The sequence below is a fragment of the Brachybacterium avium genome (assembly GCF_002216795.1).
GTDB classification, from domain to species: domain Bacteria; phylum Actinomycetota; class Actinomycetes; order Actinomycetales; family Dermabacteraceae; genus Brachybacterium; species Brachybacterium avium.
Window position 1 is genome coordinate 16,282 of the sequence record NZ_CP022316.1, and the last position, 17,769, is coordinate 34,050.

Sequence of the window (17,769 nt, forward strand, 5' to 3'; positions counted from 1 at the left end):
CCGGTGATGGCCGACCCTGCGACCTACCGCCCCGCCACCGGCACCATCCCCACCCGCCCGGGGGTGTACCGGTTCCGGGACGAGCACGGCCGCGTCATCTACGTGGGCAAGGCGAAGAACCTCCGCCAGCGCCTGGTGAACTACTTCCAGGACCTCGCCGTCCTGCACGAGCGCACCCGGCGCATGGTCACCACCGCGGCGAGCGTCGAGTGGACCGTGGTGGGCACCGAGGTCGAGGCGCTCACCCTGGAGTACACCTGGATCAAGGAGTTCGACCCGCGGTTCAATGTCAAGTTCCGCGACGACAAGTCCTACCCCTACCTCGTGATCACCATGGGGGAGGAGGTGCCGCGGGTGCACATCACCCGTCGGCCGGGGGCCAAGGGAGATCGCGTCTTCGGGCCCTACCCGCAGGTCGGCGCGATCCGCGAGACCCTCGACCTGATGCTGCGGGTGTTCCCGATCCGCTCCTGCACCGACGGCGTCTACCGCCGCGCCCAGCGCTCCGGCCGGCCCTGCCTGCTCGGCTTCATCGGCAAGTGCTCCGCCCCCTGCGTCGGGAACATCTCCGTGGCGGAGCATCGGAAGCTGGCCGAGCAGTTCGCGGACTTCATGGCCGGCAACACCTCGACGTACACCCGTCGCATCGAGCGGCAGATGAAGGCCGCGGCCGCGGCGATGGACTACGAGACCGCGGCGCGCCTGCGCGATGACCTGCAGGCGCTGGAGAAGGTGATGGAGAAGAACTCCGTCGTCCTGTCCGACGCGACCGACGCCGACCTCATCGCCCTCGCCCAGGACGAGCTGGAGGCCTCCGTGCAGGTCTTCCACGTGCGCGGCGGCCGGATCCGCGGCCAGCGCGGCTGGACCGCCGAGATCCTCGACGACTCCGCCGCGCCCGACCTCGTCGAGCGTGCGCTGACCACCCTGTACTCCGAAGGCACCGCGCCCAAGGAGGTGCTGGTCCCGGTGCTGCCCACCAACCGGGCGCAGATCCAGGAGCTGATGGGGCCGCGGGTGGACCTGCGGGTGCCCCAGCGCGGGGAGAAGAAGGACCTGCTGCGCACCGTCGGCGAGAACGCCACCGAGGCGCTGCGCCTGCACCGGCTGAAGCGCGTCGGAGACCTCACCGCCCGCACCAAGGCCCTCGAGGATCTCGGCCAGGCGCTGGACCTCGCCGAGCCGCCGCTGCGGATCGAGTGCTACGACATCTCCCACTCCCACGGCACGAACGTGGTCGGCTCCCAGGTCGTCTTCGAGGACGGCCTGCCCAAGAAGAGCGAGTACCGCCGCTACTCCGTCAGCGGCGAGGCCGCGCGCGATGACACCGCCTCGATGTACGACGTCATCTCGCGCCGGCTGAAGCATCATCTGGATCCACCGGAGAAGTCCGACGAGGACAAGCGGCGCTTCGCTTACCCGCCCTCCCTGCTGCTGGTCGACGGCGGTCCGCCCCAGGTCGCGGCCGCCCAGCAGGCCATGGACGATCTCGGCATCACCGACATCGCCCTGGCCGGGATCGCGAAACGGCTCGAGGAGATCTGGCTGCCCGGGGATGACTATCCGGTGATCCTGCCCCGCACCAGCGAGGCGCTGTTCCTGGTGCAGCGGCTGCGGGACGAGGCCCACCGCTTCGCGATCTCCTACCATCGCTCCAAGCGCGGCCGCGCCATGCAGGCCAGCGCGCTGGACGGCATCGCCGGGCTGGGACCGGTGCGTCGGCGGGCCCTGCTGGACCGCTTCGTGACCGTCTCCGCGATCCGCTCCTCGAGCGAGGAGCAGCTGGCCGAGGTCGACGGGATCGGGCCCGCGTTGGCCGCGCAGATCGCGCTCGCGCTACGATCCGAGGAGGGGAGCGCAGCGGAGCCGGATGGGAACGCGGAAGCGGGCACCGTGATCGAGGATGCGGCGCTCGGTATCGCCGTGAACACGGCGACCGGCGAGATCATCGACCGCTGACCATCCCTGCGCCCGTTGCCCCTGTCCTGGAAGGAGCGCCCGTGACCGAGGACCGAGCACCCGGCCCGAGCACCGACACCCGTGGCGATATCGTCATCATCACCGGCCTCGCCGGGGCTGGACGCGAGACGGCCGCCCACGCCCTGGAGGACATGGGCTGGTATGTCGTCTACAACATCGCCCCGCAGCTGATCACCACGCTGTACGAGCTCCGCGCCTCCGCCGTGGGCCGCGAGAACCGCTTCGCCGTGGTGGTCGATCCGCGATCCGGCCCGTTCTTCAACGAGCTCGCCGATGTGGTGGCCGACCTGCGCAAGGCCGATCTGCGACTGCGGCTGCTCTTCCTCACCGCCGATGAGTCGACCCTGGTGCGGCGCTTCGACTCGGTGCGCCGCCCCCATCCGCTGCAGGGGGAGGAGGGAGTGCTGGAGGGCATCCGCCGGGAACGGGAGATGCTCGCGCCGTACCGCCGGATGGCGGATCTGGTCGTGGACACCTCCCCGCTGAACGTGCATCAGCTGACCATGAAGATGCGCACCGTCTTCGGCACCAGCGAGGAGCAGCAGCTGACGGTCACCATGCTGTCCTTCGGGTTCAAGTACGGGATCCCGCTCGAGGCCGACCACGTCAGCGATGTCCGCTTCATCCCCAACCCCTACTGGGTCCCGGAGCTGAGACCGCAGCGCGGCACGGACGCCGCAGTCGCCGAGTACGTCCTGGGCGATGCCAATGCAGCGGAGTTCGTGGGCCGCTACCTGGAGATGATCACCCCGGTGCTGCGCGGGTACAGCGCCGAGAACAAGCACTTCACGACCCTCGCGATCGGCTGCACCGGCGGCAAGCACCGCAGCGTCGCGGTCTCGGAGAAGATCGGCGACGAGCTGCGCAGGACCGGGCACGCCGTGCGGATCCGCCACCGTGATCTGGGGCGGGAATGAGCATCGCGCCCCGTGCCGGCGGTTACCGGCTGCGCGGCGCGGACCGCTCCGCCAGCGCCCGTCGCGGCCGACGCGGCGACCCCCAGCGCCCGCTGCGGGTGGTCGCACTCGGCGGCGGGCACGGCCTCGCGGCGAACCTGCGCGCGCTGCGTCTGCTGGCCGATGACATCACCGCCGTGGTCACCGTCGCCGACAACGGGGGCTCCTCGGGCAGGATCCGCACCGAGATGCCGGTGCTGCCGCCCGGAGACCTGCGGATGGCGCTGGCCGCGCTGTGCGAGGACTCGGACTGGGGCTCGATCTGGGGCGACGTCATCCAGCACCGCTTCGCCACCGAGGGCGAGCTGGACGGGCACGCCCTGGGCAACCTGCTGATCGTCGCGCTGTGGCAGATCCTCGAGGACCCCATCGAGGGCCTGGACCAGATGGCCGAGCTGCTCGGCGCCCGCGGCCGCGTGCTGCCGATGGCGCTGGAGCCCCTGGACATCGAGGCCCACGTGCGCGGAGCCGACGGCGAGCTGCGCACCGTCTCGGGGCAGTGGCAGGTGGCCACCGCCGAGGGACGCGTCGAGGACGTGCGGCTGATCCCCGAGCGTCCGCGGGTTCCGCAGGACGTGATCGACGCGCTGGGCCGCGCCGACTGGATCATCGTCGGCCCCGGCTCCTGGTACACCTCGGTGCTCCCGCACCTGATGATCCCCGAGATCGCCGAGGCGATCCGCACCAGCCCCGCCCGGGTCTGCATCACGACGAACCTCTCGGTGGGGGCACAGGAGGCGGAGGGCATGACCAGCCAGGACATGCTCGAGGTCCTGGTGAACGCCTCGCAGGGCTGCCGCTTCCACGCGCTGCTCGCGGACCCGACCACGCTCGAGGATGCTCTGGACCTCGCGGAGGACGCGCGCTCCCGCGGCATCAGGACCCTCCTGCGCCAGGTGAGCGTGGGGGACGGCACTCCCCACCACGACCCGGTGCGCCTCGCCGCCGCGTACCGTGATCTGTTCGACGACGCCTACGGCGACGTGGAGCCCGAGCACGAGGCCGCCGCGCCCCCCACCGAGGGGCCTGCGGCGACGACCACCGAGGAGGACACGCATGGCTCTGACGGGTGAGGCCAAGGAGGAGCTGAGCCATCTCGAGGTGAGCCGCCCCTCCGCCCGCAAGGCCGAGGCGGCGGCGATCCTCCGCTTCGCCGGCGGGCTGCACCTGGTGGCGGGACGGGTGGTGGTCGAGGCCGAGCTGGACTCCGCCGCCGTCGCCCGCCGTCTTCACGGGATCATCGCCGACATGTACGGCCATCGTGCTGAGCTGGGCGTCCTCGCGCCGTCCGGGATCCGGCGCACCACGCGCTACATCGTCCGGGTCGAGCGCGAGGGCGGGATGCTGGCGCGGCAGACGGGCCTGCTGGATTCCCGCGGCCGCCCGGTGCGCGGGATGCCGCCCTTCGTGGTCGGCGGCGCGACCGTCGATGCGGAGGCCGCCTGGCGGGGTGCGTTCCTCGCCCGGGGCACGCTCACCGAGCCCGGCCGTTCCTCGGCGCTGGAACTCTCCTGCCCGGGACCCGAGGTCGCGCTGGCGATGGTGGGCGCGGCCCGCCGTCTGGGCGTCGCCTCGAAGGCCCGCGAGGCCCGCGGCGCCGATCGGGTGGTGCTGCGCGACGGGGACGCGATCTCGATGCTGCTGTCCCGCATGGGTGCCCCGGAGACCGTGAAGATCTGGGAGGAGCGGCGCACCAAGCGCGAGGTGAAGGCCACCGCTCACCGGCTGGCGAACTTCGACGACGCCAACCTGCGCCGCTCCGCCCGGGCCGCAGTGGCCGCCGGCCAACGGGTGCAGCGCGCTCTGGAGGTCCTCGGCGACGAGGTCCCCGAGCACCTCCAGGCCGCGGGCCGGCTCCGTCTGGAGCATCGACAGGCGAGCCTCGAGGAGCTCGGGCGCCTGGCCGATCCGCCGCTGACCAAGGACGCCGTCGCGGGCCGGATCCGGCGACTGCTGGCGACCGCGGACAAGCGCGCGGAGGAGCTCGGCGTGCCCGGGACCGACCAAGGGGTGGACGAGGACCGGCTGCCCCCGTCACCGGACCTCGGTCATTGATAGGATCGTGACGGTCGTCGGGTGAGTCCGGCGCCGTCCGAGCGTACGAGGGCGTGCGCGCCATATCAGTACCGGAATTTCACAGCTCCGCTGTGGATCTAGGAGGAACCCTTGACAGTCAAGGTTGGTATCAACGGATTCGGCCGCATCGGTCGCAACTTCCTGCGCGCCGCTCTCGAGCAGAAGGCGGATATCCAGATCGTCGGTGTGAACGACCTCACCGATAACGCGACGCTCGCGAACCTCATCAAGTACGACTCCATCGGTGGCGTGCTGCCCTACGACGTCTCCCACGACGACGACTCGATCACCGTCGGCGACAGCACCTTCAAGGCGTACGCCGAGCGGGATCCGAAGAACATCCCCTGGGGCGAGATCGGCGCGGACGTCGTCATCGAGTCCACCGGCATCTTCACCGATGCCGAGAAGGCCAAGGCCCACCTCGAAGCCGGCGCCAAGAAGGTCATCATCTCCGCTCCGGCGAAGAACGAGGACGCGACCTTCGTGATCGGTGTGAACGAGGGCGACTACGACCCCGAGAAGCACCACATCGTCTCCAACGCCTCCTGCACCACCAACAGCCTCGCGCCGGTGGCGAAGGTGCTGAACGACGAGCTCGGCATCGTCAAGGGCCTGATGACCACCATCCACGCCTACACCTCGGACCAGGTGCTGCAGGACGGCCCGCACAAGGACCCGCGCCGTGCCCGCGCCGCCGCCCTGAACATCATCCCGACCACCACCGGTGCGGCCAAGGCCGTGGCGCTGGTGCTCCCGGAGCTCAAGGGCAAGCTGGACGGCTACTCGCTGCGCGTGCCGGTCCCCACCGGATCGATCACCGACCTCACCTTCGAGGCCTCCCGCGAGGTCACCGCCGAAGAGGTCAACGCCGCGGTGAAGAAGGCCGCCGAGGGCCCCCTCAAGGGCATCCTGCGCTACACCGAGGACCCGATCGTCTCCAAGGACATCGAGGGCGATCCGCACTCCTCGATCTTCGATGCGCAGCTCACCAAGGTCAACGGCAACCTGGTGAAGATCTTCTCCTGGTACGACAACGAGTGGGGCTTCTCCAACCGCCTCGTCGAGCTCTCGCAGCTCGTCGGCAAGTCCCTCTGATCCCGGAGTCGTCGCACTGACGACCAGGACAGTCCCGGAGCCCGCCGGCCGCCGCCCCGAAGGGACGGTGCCCGGCGGGCTCCGCTCGTCCCCAGAGCCGTCGCCGCAGTGCGGCAGCACGGCAAGACCTCGAAGGAGCACCACAGTGCTGAAGACGATCGATTCGCTCGGGGAGCTGCGCGGCACGCGCGTGCTCGTCCGCGCAGACCTCAACGTCCCGCTGGACGGGACCACCATCACCGACGACGGCCGCATCCGCGCCGCCCTGCCCACGCTGACCCGGCTGGTCGAGGCCGGCGCGCGCGTCGTCGTGATCTCCCACCTCGGCCGCCCGAAGGGGGCCCCCGAGGCGAAGTACTCCCTGCAGCCCGTCGTCGGCCGCCTCGGCGAGCTGCTGGGCCAGGACGTCGCTTTCGCGACCGACACCGTCGGCCCCGCCGCACAGGACGCCGTGGCAGGCCTGGCCGACGGCGGCGTCGCCGTCCTGGAGAACCTGCGCTTCAACCCGGGGGAGACCTCGAAGGACGACGCCGAGCGCCTCACCTTCGCCTCGGAGCTGGCCGCGCTCGGCGACGCCTTCGTCTCCGACGGCTTCGGGGTCGTCCACCGCAAGCAGGCCTCCGTCTACGAGCTCGCCACGCTGCTGCCTGCGGCCGCCGGCGAGCTGGTGCGCAGCGAGGTCGAGTCGCTGCGCAAGGTCACCGATCAGCCGGAGCGTCCCTTCGTGGTGGTCCTCGGCGGGGCGAAGATCGCCGACAAGCTCGGCGTGATCGACTCCCTGCTGGGCAAGGCCGACCGCATCCTCATCGGCGGAGGCATGGCCTACACCTTCCAGAAGGCGAAGGGCTTCGAGGTGGGTCAGTCCCTGCTGGACGAGAGCAAGCTCGACGTGGTGCGCGAGTACATGGAGCGCGCTGAGCGCGACGGCGTCGAGCTGGTGCTCCCGGTGGACACCGTCGTGGCACCCGAGTTCTCCGCCGAGGCGACCCCGACCGTGGTCCCCGTCGAGCAGATGCCCGCCGATCAGGAGGGCATGGACATCGGCCCGAGGACGGCTGAGCTGTTCGGGCAGAAGATCTCCGATGCCGCTACCGTGTTCTGGAACGGCCCCATGGGCGTGTTCGAGTTCGAGTCCTTCGCGAAGGGCACGATCTCGGTCGCGGAGACCCTCTCACAGGCACCCGGGTTCACCGTGGTCGGCGGTGGCGACTCCGCCGCCGCGGTCCGCACCCTCGGATTCGACGAATCCCTCTTCTCGCACATCTCCACCGGCGGCGGCGCGAGCCTCGAGCTCATCGAGGGCAAGACCCTGCCGGGCATCTCCATCCTCGAGGAGGACACCGAATGACCACCCCCCGCACCCCGCTCATGGCGGGCAACTGGAAGATGAACCTCGACTGGAAGCAGGGCCTCGCCCTCGTCGAAGAGCTGGGGGACCAGCTCAAGGGGTTCGACACCGACAAGGTCGAGACCGTCGTGCTGCCACCCTTCGTGGACATCCGCACGGTCCAGGTGGCCGTGGACGCCGGCAAGCTGCCGATCGCCTACGGTGCGCAGGACATCTCCGCCTTCGAGTCCGGTGCCTACACCGGTGAGGTCTCGGGCTCGATGCTGAAGGCGCTCGGCGCCACCTATGTCGCGGTGGGCCACTCCGAGCGTCGTCAGTACCACGGCGAGGACGAGCAGGTCACCAATGCGAAGGTGAAGGCCGCCTTCGCCGCGGGCCTGACCCCGATCCTGTGCGTCGGCGAGCCGCTCGAGGAGCGCCAGGCCGGCAACCACGTCCCGTTCACCCTCGCGCAGCTCAGCGGCGGCATCGAGGGCCTGACCGCCGAACAGGCGGGGCAGATCGTGATCGCCTACGAGCCCGTCTGGGCGATCGGCACCGGTGAGGTCGCCAGCGCGGACGATGCGCAGGAGGTCTGCCACGCCCTCCGCGAGTCGCTGCGTGAGCAGCACGGCGACGTCGTCGCCGACGCGGTGCGCGTCCTGTACGGCGGCAGCGTGAAGTCCTCCAACGTCGTCGAGCTGATGGGCAAGGCCGATGTCGACGGCGCTCTCGTCGGCGGTGCCTCGCTGAAGGCGGAGGAGTTCGCCAAGATCGCGGGCTACCAGGGCTGACTGCAGTGGGCTGAACCGGCCAGAGAGTAAGCCGTCCCACGCGGGCCGGGTCCTGAACGGGCCCGGCCCGTGGCGTATGCTGGCTCGGTCCGCCCGTCTCATCGGAAGGTGCCCGTCCACGTGGATCTGCCTCTGCTGAAGCTCATCCTTCAGATCCTCCTGGCCGTTCTCGGCCTGCTGACCATCATGTTCGTCCTGCTGCACAAGGGTCGCGGTGGTGGTCTGTCCGATATGTTCGGCGGTGGCGTCTCCTCGTCCGCGAGCGCCTCCGGTGTCGCCGAGCGCAACCTGAACCGGCTCACCGTCGGGGTCGCCGTGTCCTGGGGGCTGTGCGCTATCGGCCTCGGCATCGTCGAGAAGCTGCTCTGAGACCTCGTTATACCTGACGAAGGGCCGGTCACCTCAACGGTGACCGGCCCTTCGTACTGTGCGGGGAGGCTCAGCGCAGGGACTGCGCAGCCGCCTCGTCCAGATACCAGGTGGTCGACTCCAGGCCACGCACCGCCGAGGCCGGGACGCGCCAGGGATCGATCTTGCCGTGGCCGTCACGTGCGGCATCGGCCTTCTCGGCCCCGGCGACCAGCAGCGCCACATGCCGAGACGAGTTCAGCACCGGCCAGGTGAGCGAGATCCGCTCCGCCGGCGGCTTGGGGGAGTCGGTCACGCCGATGGCACTGGCCCCGACCCCTCGCTGTCCGGGGTGCTGCGGGAACAGCGAGGCGATGTGGCCATCGGGACCCATCCCGAGCAGCAGCACGTCGAAGAAGGCGCGGCCCCGGGTGCGGAACGGCTCGTCACCGCCCATCTGATCGAGCTGCTGCCCGTACCAGGCGGCGGCGTCCTCCAGCGACATGCCGTCTGCGGGGGAGGGCATCACGTGGATGTGACGGGCCGGCAGGCCCGCCGAGGACTGGAGCGGGGCCAGCAGCGCCTCCCGCACGCCGACCTCATTGCGGTCCGCGGAGTCGTGATCCACGTAGCGCTCGTCGCCCCACCACAGATGCAGCCGGCTGCAGTCGACTCCCGCTGCGAGCAGTGCCTCCGGCAGGGCGGCCGCGGTCTTGGTGCCGACGGTCCCGCCGGTGAGCACGAGATGGGCGAGCGGCCGCTCCTCGAGAGCCGCAGCGAGCTGTGCGGCGGCGGCCGAGGCGGCGGCGGCGGCGACGGCATCGCCGTCAGGGCCCACCACATCGCGCGGTTCGGGCTTGCCGGTGGCGAAGGTCGCGGCATCGTCGATGCTGCTGTAGGTGCTGGCGAGCACCTCGCCGTACACCTCGTCAGGATCCAGCCGCCGCAGCTCCTCGGTGACCAGCTCGGGCAGGATGCGGCGCGGCATCGTCACGTGCTGACCGGTGTCATCGCCGGGGAGCTTCATGACGATCGAGTCGTCGTCCACCCTGGTGAGGTCGATGGTGCCGTCCTCGCGGACCAGGCGCACACTGTGCACCCCCGGACAATCGGGCGCGTCCTCGTGCGGGGGCAGCACCTCGACGTCGACGCCGAGCGTGTGCGTCAGCCAGCCGGCCATCAGCGCCACCGAGGGATTGTCGATGGTGCCGCTGACCTGGACCAGCTGGGGAACGGCGACGGGTGGGACCTCGTAGGCGCTGGCGACGAGCCCGCGCCAGCGGGTCAGCCGGGTCCACGCCAGATCGGAGTCCCCGCTGGCATAGCCGCGCCGCAGCCGCTTCAGCGTGCCCAGCGGATCGGCGCACGCCGCCGAGTCCGTGATGCGGCGCTGGGACATGGAGCCCAGCACATCATGGATCGGCGAGGACGGAGCGCTCTCGGGCCACCAGGTCACGATCGGGGCGTCGGGCAGCAGCAGCGGCATCACCAGCGTGTCCAGCGATGACAGCACATCGCCGCGGGCACGGAGGATCACGACCTCCGCCGCCCCGGCATCGCGGCCCACGCGGATCTCGGCGTCGAGGCCGGTGGCATCGACCTCGGGCTCCGCATCGACCACGATCACCCGTGCGGGATGCTCATGGCTGGCCGCGACGGCCGCCTCCAGGGGCTTCTCGACATCTCCGGTGGAGATGATGATGAGGGTCAGGACCCTGCCGATGGTGTTCTCGCCGAAGGTCTCCCGCATCTCGATCATCTGCTTGTTGATCGTCGACGCGGTGGTGTCGGTCAGGGTGGTGATCACGGTCGCCTCCAGGTACGCCCGTCACGGGCGAGCATCTCGTGCGCGGTGTCGGGGCCCCAGGTGCCGGGGCGGTAGGGTGCCGGGTCCAGGTTCTGCTCCCAGTACTCGGTGATGGGGTCGAGGATCTTCCAGGAGAGCTCGACCTCCTTCTGCCGCGGGAACAGCGGCGGATCGCCGAGCAGCATGTCGAGGATCAGCCGCTCATAGGCCTCCGGCGACTCCTCGGTGAAGTTCATGCCATACGCGAAGTCCATGGTCACGTCGCGCACCTCCATCTGGGTGCCGGGGACCTTGGAGCCGAAGCGCATCGTCACGCCCTCATCGGGCTGGACGCGGATCACGATCGCGTTCTGGCCGAGGTCGGCGGTGTCCGTGGAGCGGAAGGGCAGGAACGGTGCCTGCTTGAAGACCACCGCGATCTCGGTGACCCGGCGGCCCAGACGCTTGCCCGCCCGCAGGTAGAAGGGCACTCCCGCCCAGCGACGGGTGGCGATGTCCAGCCTCATCGCGGCGAAGGTCTCGGTGGTGGAGTCGGCGGGGATGCCGTCCTCCTCGAGATAGGGACGCACCTCCTCGCCGCCCTGCCAGCCGCCCACGTACTGGCCGCGGGAGGTGTGGGAGGCGAGGTCCTCGGGCAGCTCCACCGCGGAGAGGACCTTCTCCTTCTCGGCGCGCAGGTCCGAGGCGCGGAAGGTGACCGGCTCCTCCATCGCCGTCAGCGCGAGCAGCTGCAGCAGGTGGTTCTGGATCACGTCTCGGGCGGTGCCGATGCCGTCGTAGTAGCCGGCGCGGGACCCGATGCCGATGTCCTCGGCCATCGTGATCTGCACATGGTCGACGTAGTTCGCGTTCCAGAGCGGTTCATACAGCTGGTTCGAGAAGCGCAGCGCCAGGATGTTCTGCACCGTCTCCTTGCCCAGGTAGTGATCGATCCGGAAGACCTCTTCGGGGCGGAAGGCCTTCTCGACCACGTCGTTCAGAGCGCGCGCGGAGGCCAGGTCGTGGCCGAAGGGCTTCTCGATCACCGCGCGGCGCCAGGAGCCGTTCTCGGCGGAGTTGAGCCCGGAGTCCGCCAGCTGCGAGAGCACCGTGGGGAAGGCGTCCGGCGGGATGGAGAGGTAGAAGGCGTGGTTGCCGCCGGTGCTGCGGGTGCGGTCCAGCTCACCGACCACCTCGGTGAGGGTCTCGAAGGCGGCGGTGTCGTCGAAGGTGCCGGTGACGAAGCGGAGACCGCCGCGCAGCTGTTCGAAGACGCTCTCGTCGAAGCCGGTGCGGGAGTGCTCGGAGACGCTCTTGCGGACGTACTCGGCGAAGTCGTCGTGGGACCAGTCACGGCGGCCGAAGCCGACCAGGCCGAAGCTGGGCGGGAGCAGGCCGCGGTGGGTGAGGTCGTAGATCGCGGGCAGCAGCTTCTTGCGCGCGAGGTCGCCGGTGACGCCGAACATCACCATGGAGCTGGGCCCGGCGATGAGCGGGAGGCGGCGGTCCCGGGGGTCGCGCAGCGGGTTCGGCGCGTCCGCCCCGGTCTGGCGGGTGGGGGAGTCGGTCACGATCGTCCTTTCTCGGACATGAGCACAGGAGCACGGCCCGCCGCAGTGGTCGGGCCGTGCTCCTCGCGGGGTCAGGCGCGGGCGGCCTCGACGGACTCGGAGACGGTGTCGAGCAGCTCGTTCCAGGCCTTCTCGAACTTCTCGACGCCCTCACGCTCGAGCACGGCGAAGACATCGGTGAGGTCGACGCCGGCCTCGGTGAGGCGCTCGAGGACGGACTCGGCCGAGGTGGCGAGCTCGGCGTTCAGCGACGCCTGGGGCTCGGAGTGGTCGGCGACCGCCTCGAGGGTCTTCTCCGGCATGGTGTTCACGCTCGGATCGGCGACCAGGCTGTCCACGTAGAGGGTGTCGGGATACTCCGGGTTCTTCACCCCGGTCGACGCCCAGAGCGGACGCTGCACGTTGGCGCCCTCGGCCTGGAGCGCCTCGAAGCGCTTCGAGGCGAAGACCTCCAGGTACTTGCCGAAGGCGACCTGGGCGTTGGCTACGCCCGCCTGGCCGCGCAGGGCCAGTGCGTCCTCGGTGTCGAGCGTCTCCAGACGGCCGTCGATCTCGGTATCCACGCGGGAGACGAAGAAGGAGGCGACGGAGTGGATCTTCGCGAGGTCCTTGCCCGCCTTCGCGGCGCGCTCGAGACCGGTGAGGTAGGCATCCATCACGGCGAGATAGCGCTCGATCGAGAAGATCAGGGTCACGTTGATGCTGATGCCCTCCGCGATCGCGGCGGTGATCGCGGGCAGCCCGGCCTCGGTGGCAGGGATCTTGATGAACACGTTCTCGCGGTCGACGACGGCGAAGAGGTGCTTCGCCTGCGCGATCGTCTTGTCGGTGTCATGCGCCAGGCGCGGGTCGACCTCGATGCTCACCCGGCCGTCGAAACCGTGCGTGGAGGCGTGGAGATCGGCGAAGAGGTCGGCGGCGTGACGCACGTCGTCGGTGGTGAGCACCTCGACGATCTGCTCGACGTCCTTGCCCTCGCCGGTGAGGCGGTTGATGTCCTCGTCGTACTCGGAGCGGCCGGAGATCGCGGACTGGAAGATCGACGGGTTGGTGGTCACGCCGACGATGTTGCGGGTGTCGATGAGCTCCTGCAGGTTGCCCGAGGACATCCGCTGGCGGGAGAGGTCGTCGAGCCAGATCGAGACTCCGGCGTCGGAGAGGGCCTGGGTGTTCGTGTTCTGAGCCATGTCGTTCCTTCCGGGCGCTGCGCGCCCTGTGTCGGACTGGTGTCGTCGGGGTCAACGTCGGCGAGCTCCCGATCCTTCCACGATGTGGCTCGGGGAACCCTGACGCGGACGATGGATCTGGACCGGGGGCGTGCGGGGCGGGACCGCTGCGGTCCCGCCCCGCACGGGGTCACGCACCGGCGGCGGTGAGAGATTCCTTCGCGGCCTCGACCACGGCCTCGGCGGTGAAGCCGAACTCGCGGAAGAGGGTCTTGGCATCGGCGGAGGCGCCGTAGTGCTCGAGCGAGACCGCCCGGCCGTGGGTGCCCAGGAAGCGGTACCAGGGCATCGCGATCCCGGCCTCGACGCTCACCCGGGCGGTGACGGCGGCGGGGAGCACGGATTCGCGGTACTCCTCGTCCTGCTCGTCGAACCACTCCACCGACGGCATCGAGACCAGGCGGGTCGGGGTGCCGGCCGCCTCGAGCTGCTTCTGCGCCGCGGCGGCGTACTGCACCTCGGAGCCGGTGGCGATGAGGATGACCGCCGGCTCGGCCGAGGCCTCCTTCATGATGTAGCCGCCCTTGACCAGGTTCTCCGCACCGGCGTACTCGGTGCGGTCGAAGGTCGGCATCGCCTGGCGCGACAGGATCAGCCCGACCGGGCCGTGGTCGCGCTCCAGCAGCGCCTTCCACGCCTGCGCGGCCTCGTTGGCGTCCGCCGGTCGCACGATCGAGAGGTTCGGGATGGCCCGGTAGGCGGCCAGGTGCTCGACCGGCTGGTGAGTGGGGCCGTCCTCGCCCAGACCGATGGAGTCGTGGGTCCACACGTACGTGGCCGGGACCTTCATCAGCGAGGCGAGACGGACCGCACCGCGCATGTAGTCCGCGAACTGGAAGAAGGTGCCGCCGTAGGGGCGGGTGAGACCGTGCAGGGAGATCCCCGAGAGGATCGCGCCCATGGCGTGCTCGCGGATGCCGAAGTGCATCGTGCGGCCGAACTTGTCGCCCGTGAACTCGGCGGAGCTCAGCTCCGCGGGGAGGAAGGAGGGCTCGCCCTTCATCGAGGTGTTGTTCGAGCCGGCGAGATCGGCGGAGCCGCCCCACAGCTCGGGCATGACCGGGGCGAGGGCATTGAGGACCGCGCCGGAGGCGGCGCGGGTGGCGATGCCCTTCTCATCGGCCTCGAAGCTCGGGAACGCCTGGGCGAAGCCCGTGGGGAGCTCACGCGCCCGCAGACGATCCAGCAGTGCTGCGGCGTCGGCGTTCGCGGAGCGCCAGGCCTGGTAGCCGGTCTCCCACTCGGCCTTCGCAGCGGCTGCCCGCTCGGCGAGACCACGGGTGTGGGCCAGGACGTCCTCATCGACCTGGAACTGCTGCTCCGGATCGAATCCGATGGCTTCCTTCAGGCCCTTGACGCCCTCGGGGCCGAGCTTGGCGCCGTGGACGGAGGCGCTGCCGGCCAGCTCCGGGATCGGCCAACCGATGACGGTGTGCAGACGGATGAAGGTCGGCTTGTCGGTGACCTTCTGGGCCTCGAGGATCTCGGCCTTCAGCGCCGCGACGTCCTCGACGTACGTGGAGCCGTCAGCGCCCCCTGCCGTCCAATCGACGGTGCGCACGTCCCAGCCGTAGGCCTCGTAGCGTGCAGCGGTGTCCTCGGTGAAGGCGATCGAGGTGTCACCCTCGATGGAGATCTCGTTGTCATCCCACAGGACGATGAGGTTGCCGAGCTGCTGGGTGCCGGCGATCGAGCTGGCCTCGCTGCTGACACCCTCCTGCAGGTCGCCGTCGGAGGCGATCACGTAGGTGAAGTGATCGAAGGGGCTGGTGCCGGCGGCGGCCGACGGATCGAGCAGGCCGCGCTCGCGGCGCTGCGCCATCGCGAAGCCCACGGCGGAGGAGATGCCCTGGCCGAGCGGGCCGGTGGTCATCTCCACACCCTTGGTGAGGAAGTTCTCGGGGTGACCGGGGGTCTTGGAGCCCCAGGTGCGCAGCTCCTCGAGGTCCTGCTTCTCCAGCCCGAAGCCGCCGAGGAACAGCTGGATGTACTGGGTGAGGCTGGAGTGACCGGCCGAGAGGATGAAGCGATCGCGGCCCAGCCAGGTGGGATCGGCCGGGTCGTGGCGCATCAGGTCCTGGTAGAGCAGGTACGCGGCCGGGGCGAGGCTCACCGCGGTGCCGGGGTGACCGCTGCCGACCTTCTCGACGGCGTCTGCCGCGAGCACGCGGGCGGTATCGACCGCTCGCTTGTCGAGTGCGGTCCAGCCCTCGGGGGCCTTGAAGGTCTCTGTCATGTCGGGTGATTCCTTTCGGCGGAGCACGGCCGTGAGGGCCGCTCGGTTCAGCAGGCCTCGCCGGGAGGACCCGGGCACACGGTGGCGTGCGGGGTCCGGCGCGAGGCGACGTGCCCCACCTTAGTCCGGGCGCCGCTGCCGCTGCTTCTCCATCCCGCAGGTTGCCGCGAGGATTCCGCTCTCCGCACAGCGCCCCGGGCCGCGCATCGCGACGTGCACGACCCACGGTGCCGGGTCTCACCCCGTGTCGGGGTGCCCCGGTCCGCTCCCGCGGCCTAGACTGGCCGGGTTCACGCGACGACCGCGTCGTGCTCAGGAGGAAGGACGGTGGGCGGTGACCGCCACCCAGGGAGCGTCGGTACGGAACTCTGGCCGAGATGGTGATCGGACGCCACGGACGCCGCTTTCCGTGCTGCGCGGCTACGTGGCGCTGACCAAGCCGCGGATCATCGAGCTGCTGCTGATCACCACCATCCCCACCATGTTCCTGGCCGCCGGGGGCTTCCCCTCGCTGTGGCTGATCCTCACCACGATGATCGGCGGCTATCTCGCCGCCGGGGGCGCCAATGCCCTGAACATGTACCTGGACCGCGACATCGACGCGAAGATGAAGCGGACGAAGAACCGTCCGCTGGTGACGGGGGAGATCTCTCCCCGCGCCGGGCTGATCTTCGGCATCGTGCTCTCGATCGTCTCCACTCTCTGGCTGGGTCTGCTGGTGAACTGGATGTCCGCCGCGCTCGGGGCCGGCGCGATCCTGCTCTACGTCGTGTTCTACACGATCCTCCTCAAGCGCCGCACCAGCCAGAACATCGTCTGGGGCGGGGTTGCCGGGTGCATGCCGGTGCTGATCGGCTGGTCTGCGGTGACCGGCACCGTCTCCTGGACCGCGGTGCTGCTGTTCCTGGTGATCTTCTTCTGGACCCCGCCGCACTACTGGCCGCTCGCGGAGAAGTTCTCGCGGGACTATGCCGACGCCGGGGTGCCGATGCTGCCGGTGGTGGCCTCGCGCGGGAAGGTCGCCGGGCAGATGATCATGCACACCGCGCTGATGGTCTTCGCCAGCCTCGCCATCATCCCGCTGGGTGCGACCGGCTGGGTGTACGGCGTGGGCGCTGTCGCAGCCGGTGCCTGGTTCGGCTTCCTGGTGGTGCGCTACGCACTGCGGGTCCGCCGCGGCCTGAGCGGCAAGGCGCTCGGGCCGATGGTGGTCTTCCACGGGTCGATCACCTACCTGACCGTCCTGTTCGTCGCTCTCGCGATCGATCCCTTCGTCACCCTGTGACCCCGGGCGGCGCTTCCCGGCCTGCACAGGAGCAGGCGCTGCGCCCCGGTGACCGCCGGATCCTCGAGCAGTACCTCAGTCATCTGCGGATCGAGCGCGGACTGTCCACGAACACCCTCGCGGCCTATGAGCGGGATCTGCGCCGCTATCTGTGTGACCTGGCCCGGCAGGAGATCGACCCGGCGACGGTGCAATCGCAGCAGCTGGGGACCTGGCTGCAGGCGCTGCGCACCGGGGCCGACGGAGGCAGCGTGCTGTCTCCCGCCTCGGCCGCCCGCTCGCTGGCCGCCGTGCGCGGCCTGCACGCCTTCCTCGACTCCGAACGGGTCTCGACCACCGGTGACCCCTCACGGCTGGTGCCGACTCCGGCGCTGCCGCAGCGCCTGCCGCATCCGCTGAGCATCGAGCAGGTCGAGGCGCTGATCGAGGCCGCGGGACGACCCGGCACCGGGCGCGACAGCGCCGCACGGGCACTGCGCGACCGGGCACTGCTCGAGGTCCTCTACGGGCTCGGCGCCCGCATCTCCGAGGCGACCGGCCTCGACATCGACGACGTCGAGGTGCAGGAGCGGGCGGCCGTGCTGCGCGGCAAGGGGGACAAGCACCGCATCGTCCCCGTCGGCCGCTACGCGCTCGAGGCGCTGGAGGCCTATCTCACCCGGGGCCGGCCGGCCCTGGCGGCCCGCGGCCGTGGCACGCCGGCCGTGTTCCTCGGCTCGCGCGGGACCCGCCTGACCCGGCAGGCGGCCTGGCAGCTCATCCAGCGCGCCGCCGAAGCGGCCGAGCTGACCGACCTGCCGGAGCCGATCAGCCCGCACACCCTGCGTCACTCCTACGCCACGCACCTGCTGCACGGCGGTGCGGATGTGCGCTCCGTGCAGGAGCTGCTGGGCCATGCCTCGGTCACCACCACACAGCTGTACACGCAGGTCACCGTGGATTCGCTGCGGGAGACCCATGCCGGTGCCCACCCCCGTGCCCGACGGGGGGCTTAGACTTGTCCGGCACGGCGCCCCTGCCTGGTCCCACTGGCAGCGGACGTCCTGCGCGAGACGGCGACAGCATGGCGCAGCCCCCGCTCCCCGGACT

14 protein-coding genes are annotated in these 17,769 nt (G+C 70.3%); 10 read left to right on the forward strand and 4 right to left on the reverse strand.

All coding sequences use genetic code 11. The features are described 5' to 3' along the window. Window positions 1-6: 6 nt before the first annotated feature. From uvrC to secG, 8 genes are all read left to right on the forward strand, one after another. Window positions 7-1,959, forward strand: coding sequence for an excinuclease ABC subunit UvrC (uvrC, locus tag CFK39_RS00080; protein WP_089063752.1), 1,953 nt, complete (start codon window positions 7-9; stop codon window positions 1,957-1,959). 41 nt (window positions 1,960-2,000) lie between these two features. Then, entirely contained in the window at window positions 2,001-2,897 is an 897-nt protein-coding gene (gene rapZ / locus CFK39_RS00085; protein WP_089063753.1) for an RNase adapter RapZ, read from the forward strand. After that, complete coding sequence (locus CFK39_RS00090; protein ID WP_089063754.1) at window positions 2,894-4,009, forward strand: gluconeogenesis factor YvcK family protein; 1,116 nt, start codon at window positions 2,894-2,896, stop codon at window positions 4,007-4,009. Before rapZ ends, CFK39_RS00090 begins: the two co-directional genes overlap by 4 nt. Next, complete coding sequence (whiA, locus tag CFK39_RS00095; RefSeq protein WP_089063755.1) at window positions 3,993-4,991, forward strand: DNA-binding protein WhiA; 999 nt, start codon at window positions 3,993-3,995, stop codon at window positions 4,989-4,991. The genes CFK39_RS00090 and whiA overlap by 17 nt, the downstream gene beginning before the upstream one ends. 111 nt (window positions 4,992-5,102) lie before the next feature. Beyond that, window positions 5,103-6,107, forward strand: a complete 1,005-nt coding sequence (gap, locus tag CFK39_RS00100) for a type I glyceraldehyde-3-phosphate dehydrogenase (protein WP_089063756.1) — start codon at window positions 5,103-5,105, stop codon at window positions 6,105-6,107. Between the two features lie 145 nt (window positions 6,108-6,252). Further along, window positions 6,253-7,455: a phosphoglycerate kinase gene (locus CFK39_RS00105; protein WP_089063757.1), complete on the forward strand. Its 1,203-nt coding sequence runs from the start codon at window positions 6,253-6,255 to the stop codon at window positions 7,453-7,455. Next, window positions 7,452-8,228 carry a triose-phosphate isomerase gene (gene tpiA / locus CFK39_RS00110; protein ID WP_089063758.1) on the forward strand — a complete coding sequence of 259 codons (777 nt, stop codon included), beginning with the start codon at window positions 7,452-7,454 and terminating at the stop codon, window positions 8,226-8,228. The genes CFK39_RS00105 and tpiA overlap by 4 nt, the downstream gene beginning before the upstream one ends. A 120-nt stretch (window positions 8,229-8,348) precedes the next feature. Beyond that, window positions 8,349-8,597 (forward strand): preprotein translocase subunit SecG, encoded by a 249-nt coding sequence (gene secG / locus CFK39_RS00115; protein WP_420836209.1) that lies wholly within the window; start codon window positions 8,349-8,351, stop codon window positions 8,595-8,597. A gap of 70 nt (window positions 8,598-8,667) precedes the next feature. Here secG and pgl read toward each other — a convergent pair whose 3' ends face one another. From pgl to tkt, 4 genes are all read right to left on the reverse strand, one after another. Then, on the reverse strand, window positions 8,668-10,383 hold the full coding sequence (gene pgl / locus CFK39_RS00120) for a 6-phosphogluconolactonase (protein ID WP_089063760.1): 1,716 nt from the start codon (window positions 10,381-10,383) through the stop codon (window positions 8,668-8,670). Beyond that, a complete protein-coding gene (zwf, locus tag CFK39_RS00125) occupies window positions 10,380-11,933 on the reverse strand; it encodes a glucose-6-phosphate dehydrogenase (RefSeq protein WP_089063761.1) in 1,554 nt (517 codons plus the stop codon). Before zwf ends, pgl begins: the two co-directional genes overlap by 4 nt. Window positions 11,934-12,004: 71 nt before the next feature. Next, a complete protein-coding gene (tal, locus tag CFK39_RS00130; protein ID WP_089063762.1) occupies window positions 12,005-13,120 on the reverse strand; it encodes a transaldolase in 1,116 nt (371 codons plus the stop codon). 169 nt (window positions 13,121-13,289) lie between these two features. Beyond that, window positions 13,290-15,395, reverse strand: a complete 2,106-nt coding sequence (gene tkt / locus CFK39_RS00135) for a transketolase (RefSeq protein ID WP_089063763.1) — start codon at window positions 15,393-15,395, stop codon at window positions 13,290-13,292. 334 nt (window positions 15,396-15,729) lie between these two features. Between tkt and CFK39_RS00140 the strand changes: the two genes are divergently transcribed. After that, on the forward strand, window positions 15,730-16,680 hold the full coding sequence (locus tag CFK39_RS00140; protein WP_089063764.1) for a heme o synthase: 951 nt from the start codon (window positions 15,730-15,732) through the stop codon (window positions 16,678-16,680). Next, on the forward strand, window positions 16,677-17,675 hold the full coding sequence (locus CFK39_RS00145) for a site-specific tyrosine recombinase XerD (protein WP_089063765.1): 999 nt from the start codon (window positions 16,677-16,679) through the stop codon (window positions 17,673-17,675). The genes CFK39_RS00140 and CFK39_RS00145 overlap by 4 nt, the downstream gene beginning before the upstream one ends. The last annotated feature ends 94 nt before the right edge of the window (window positions 17,676-17,769 follow it).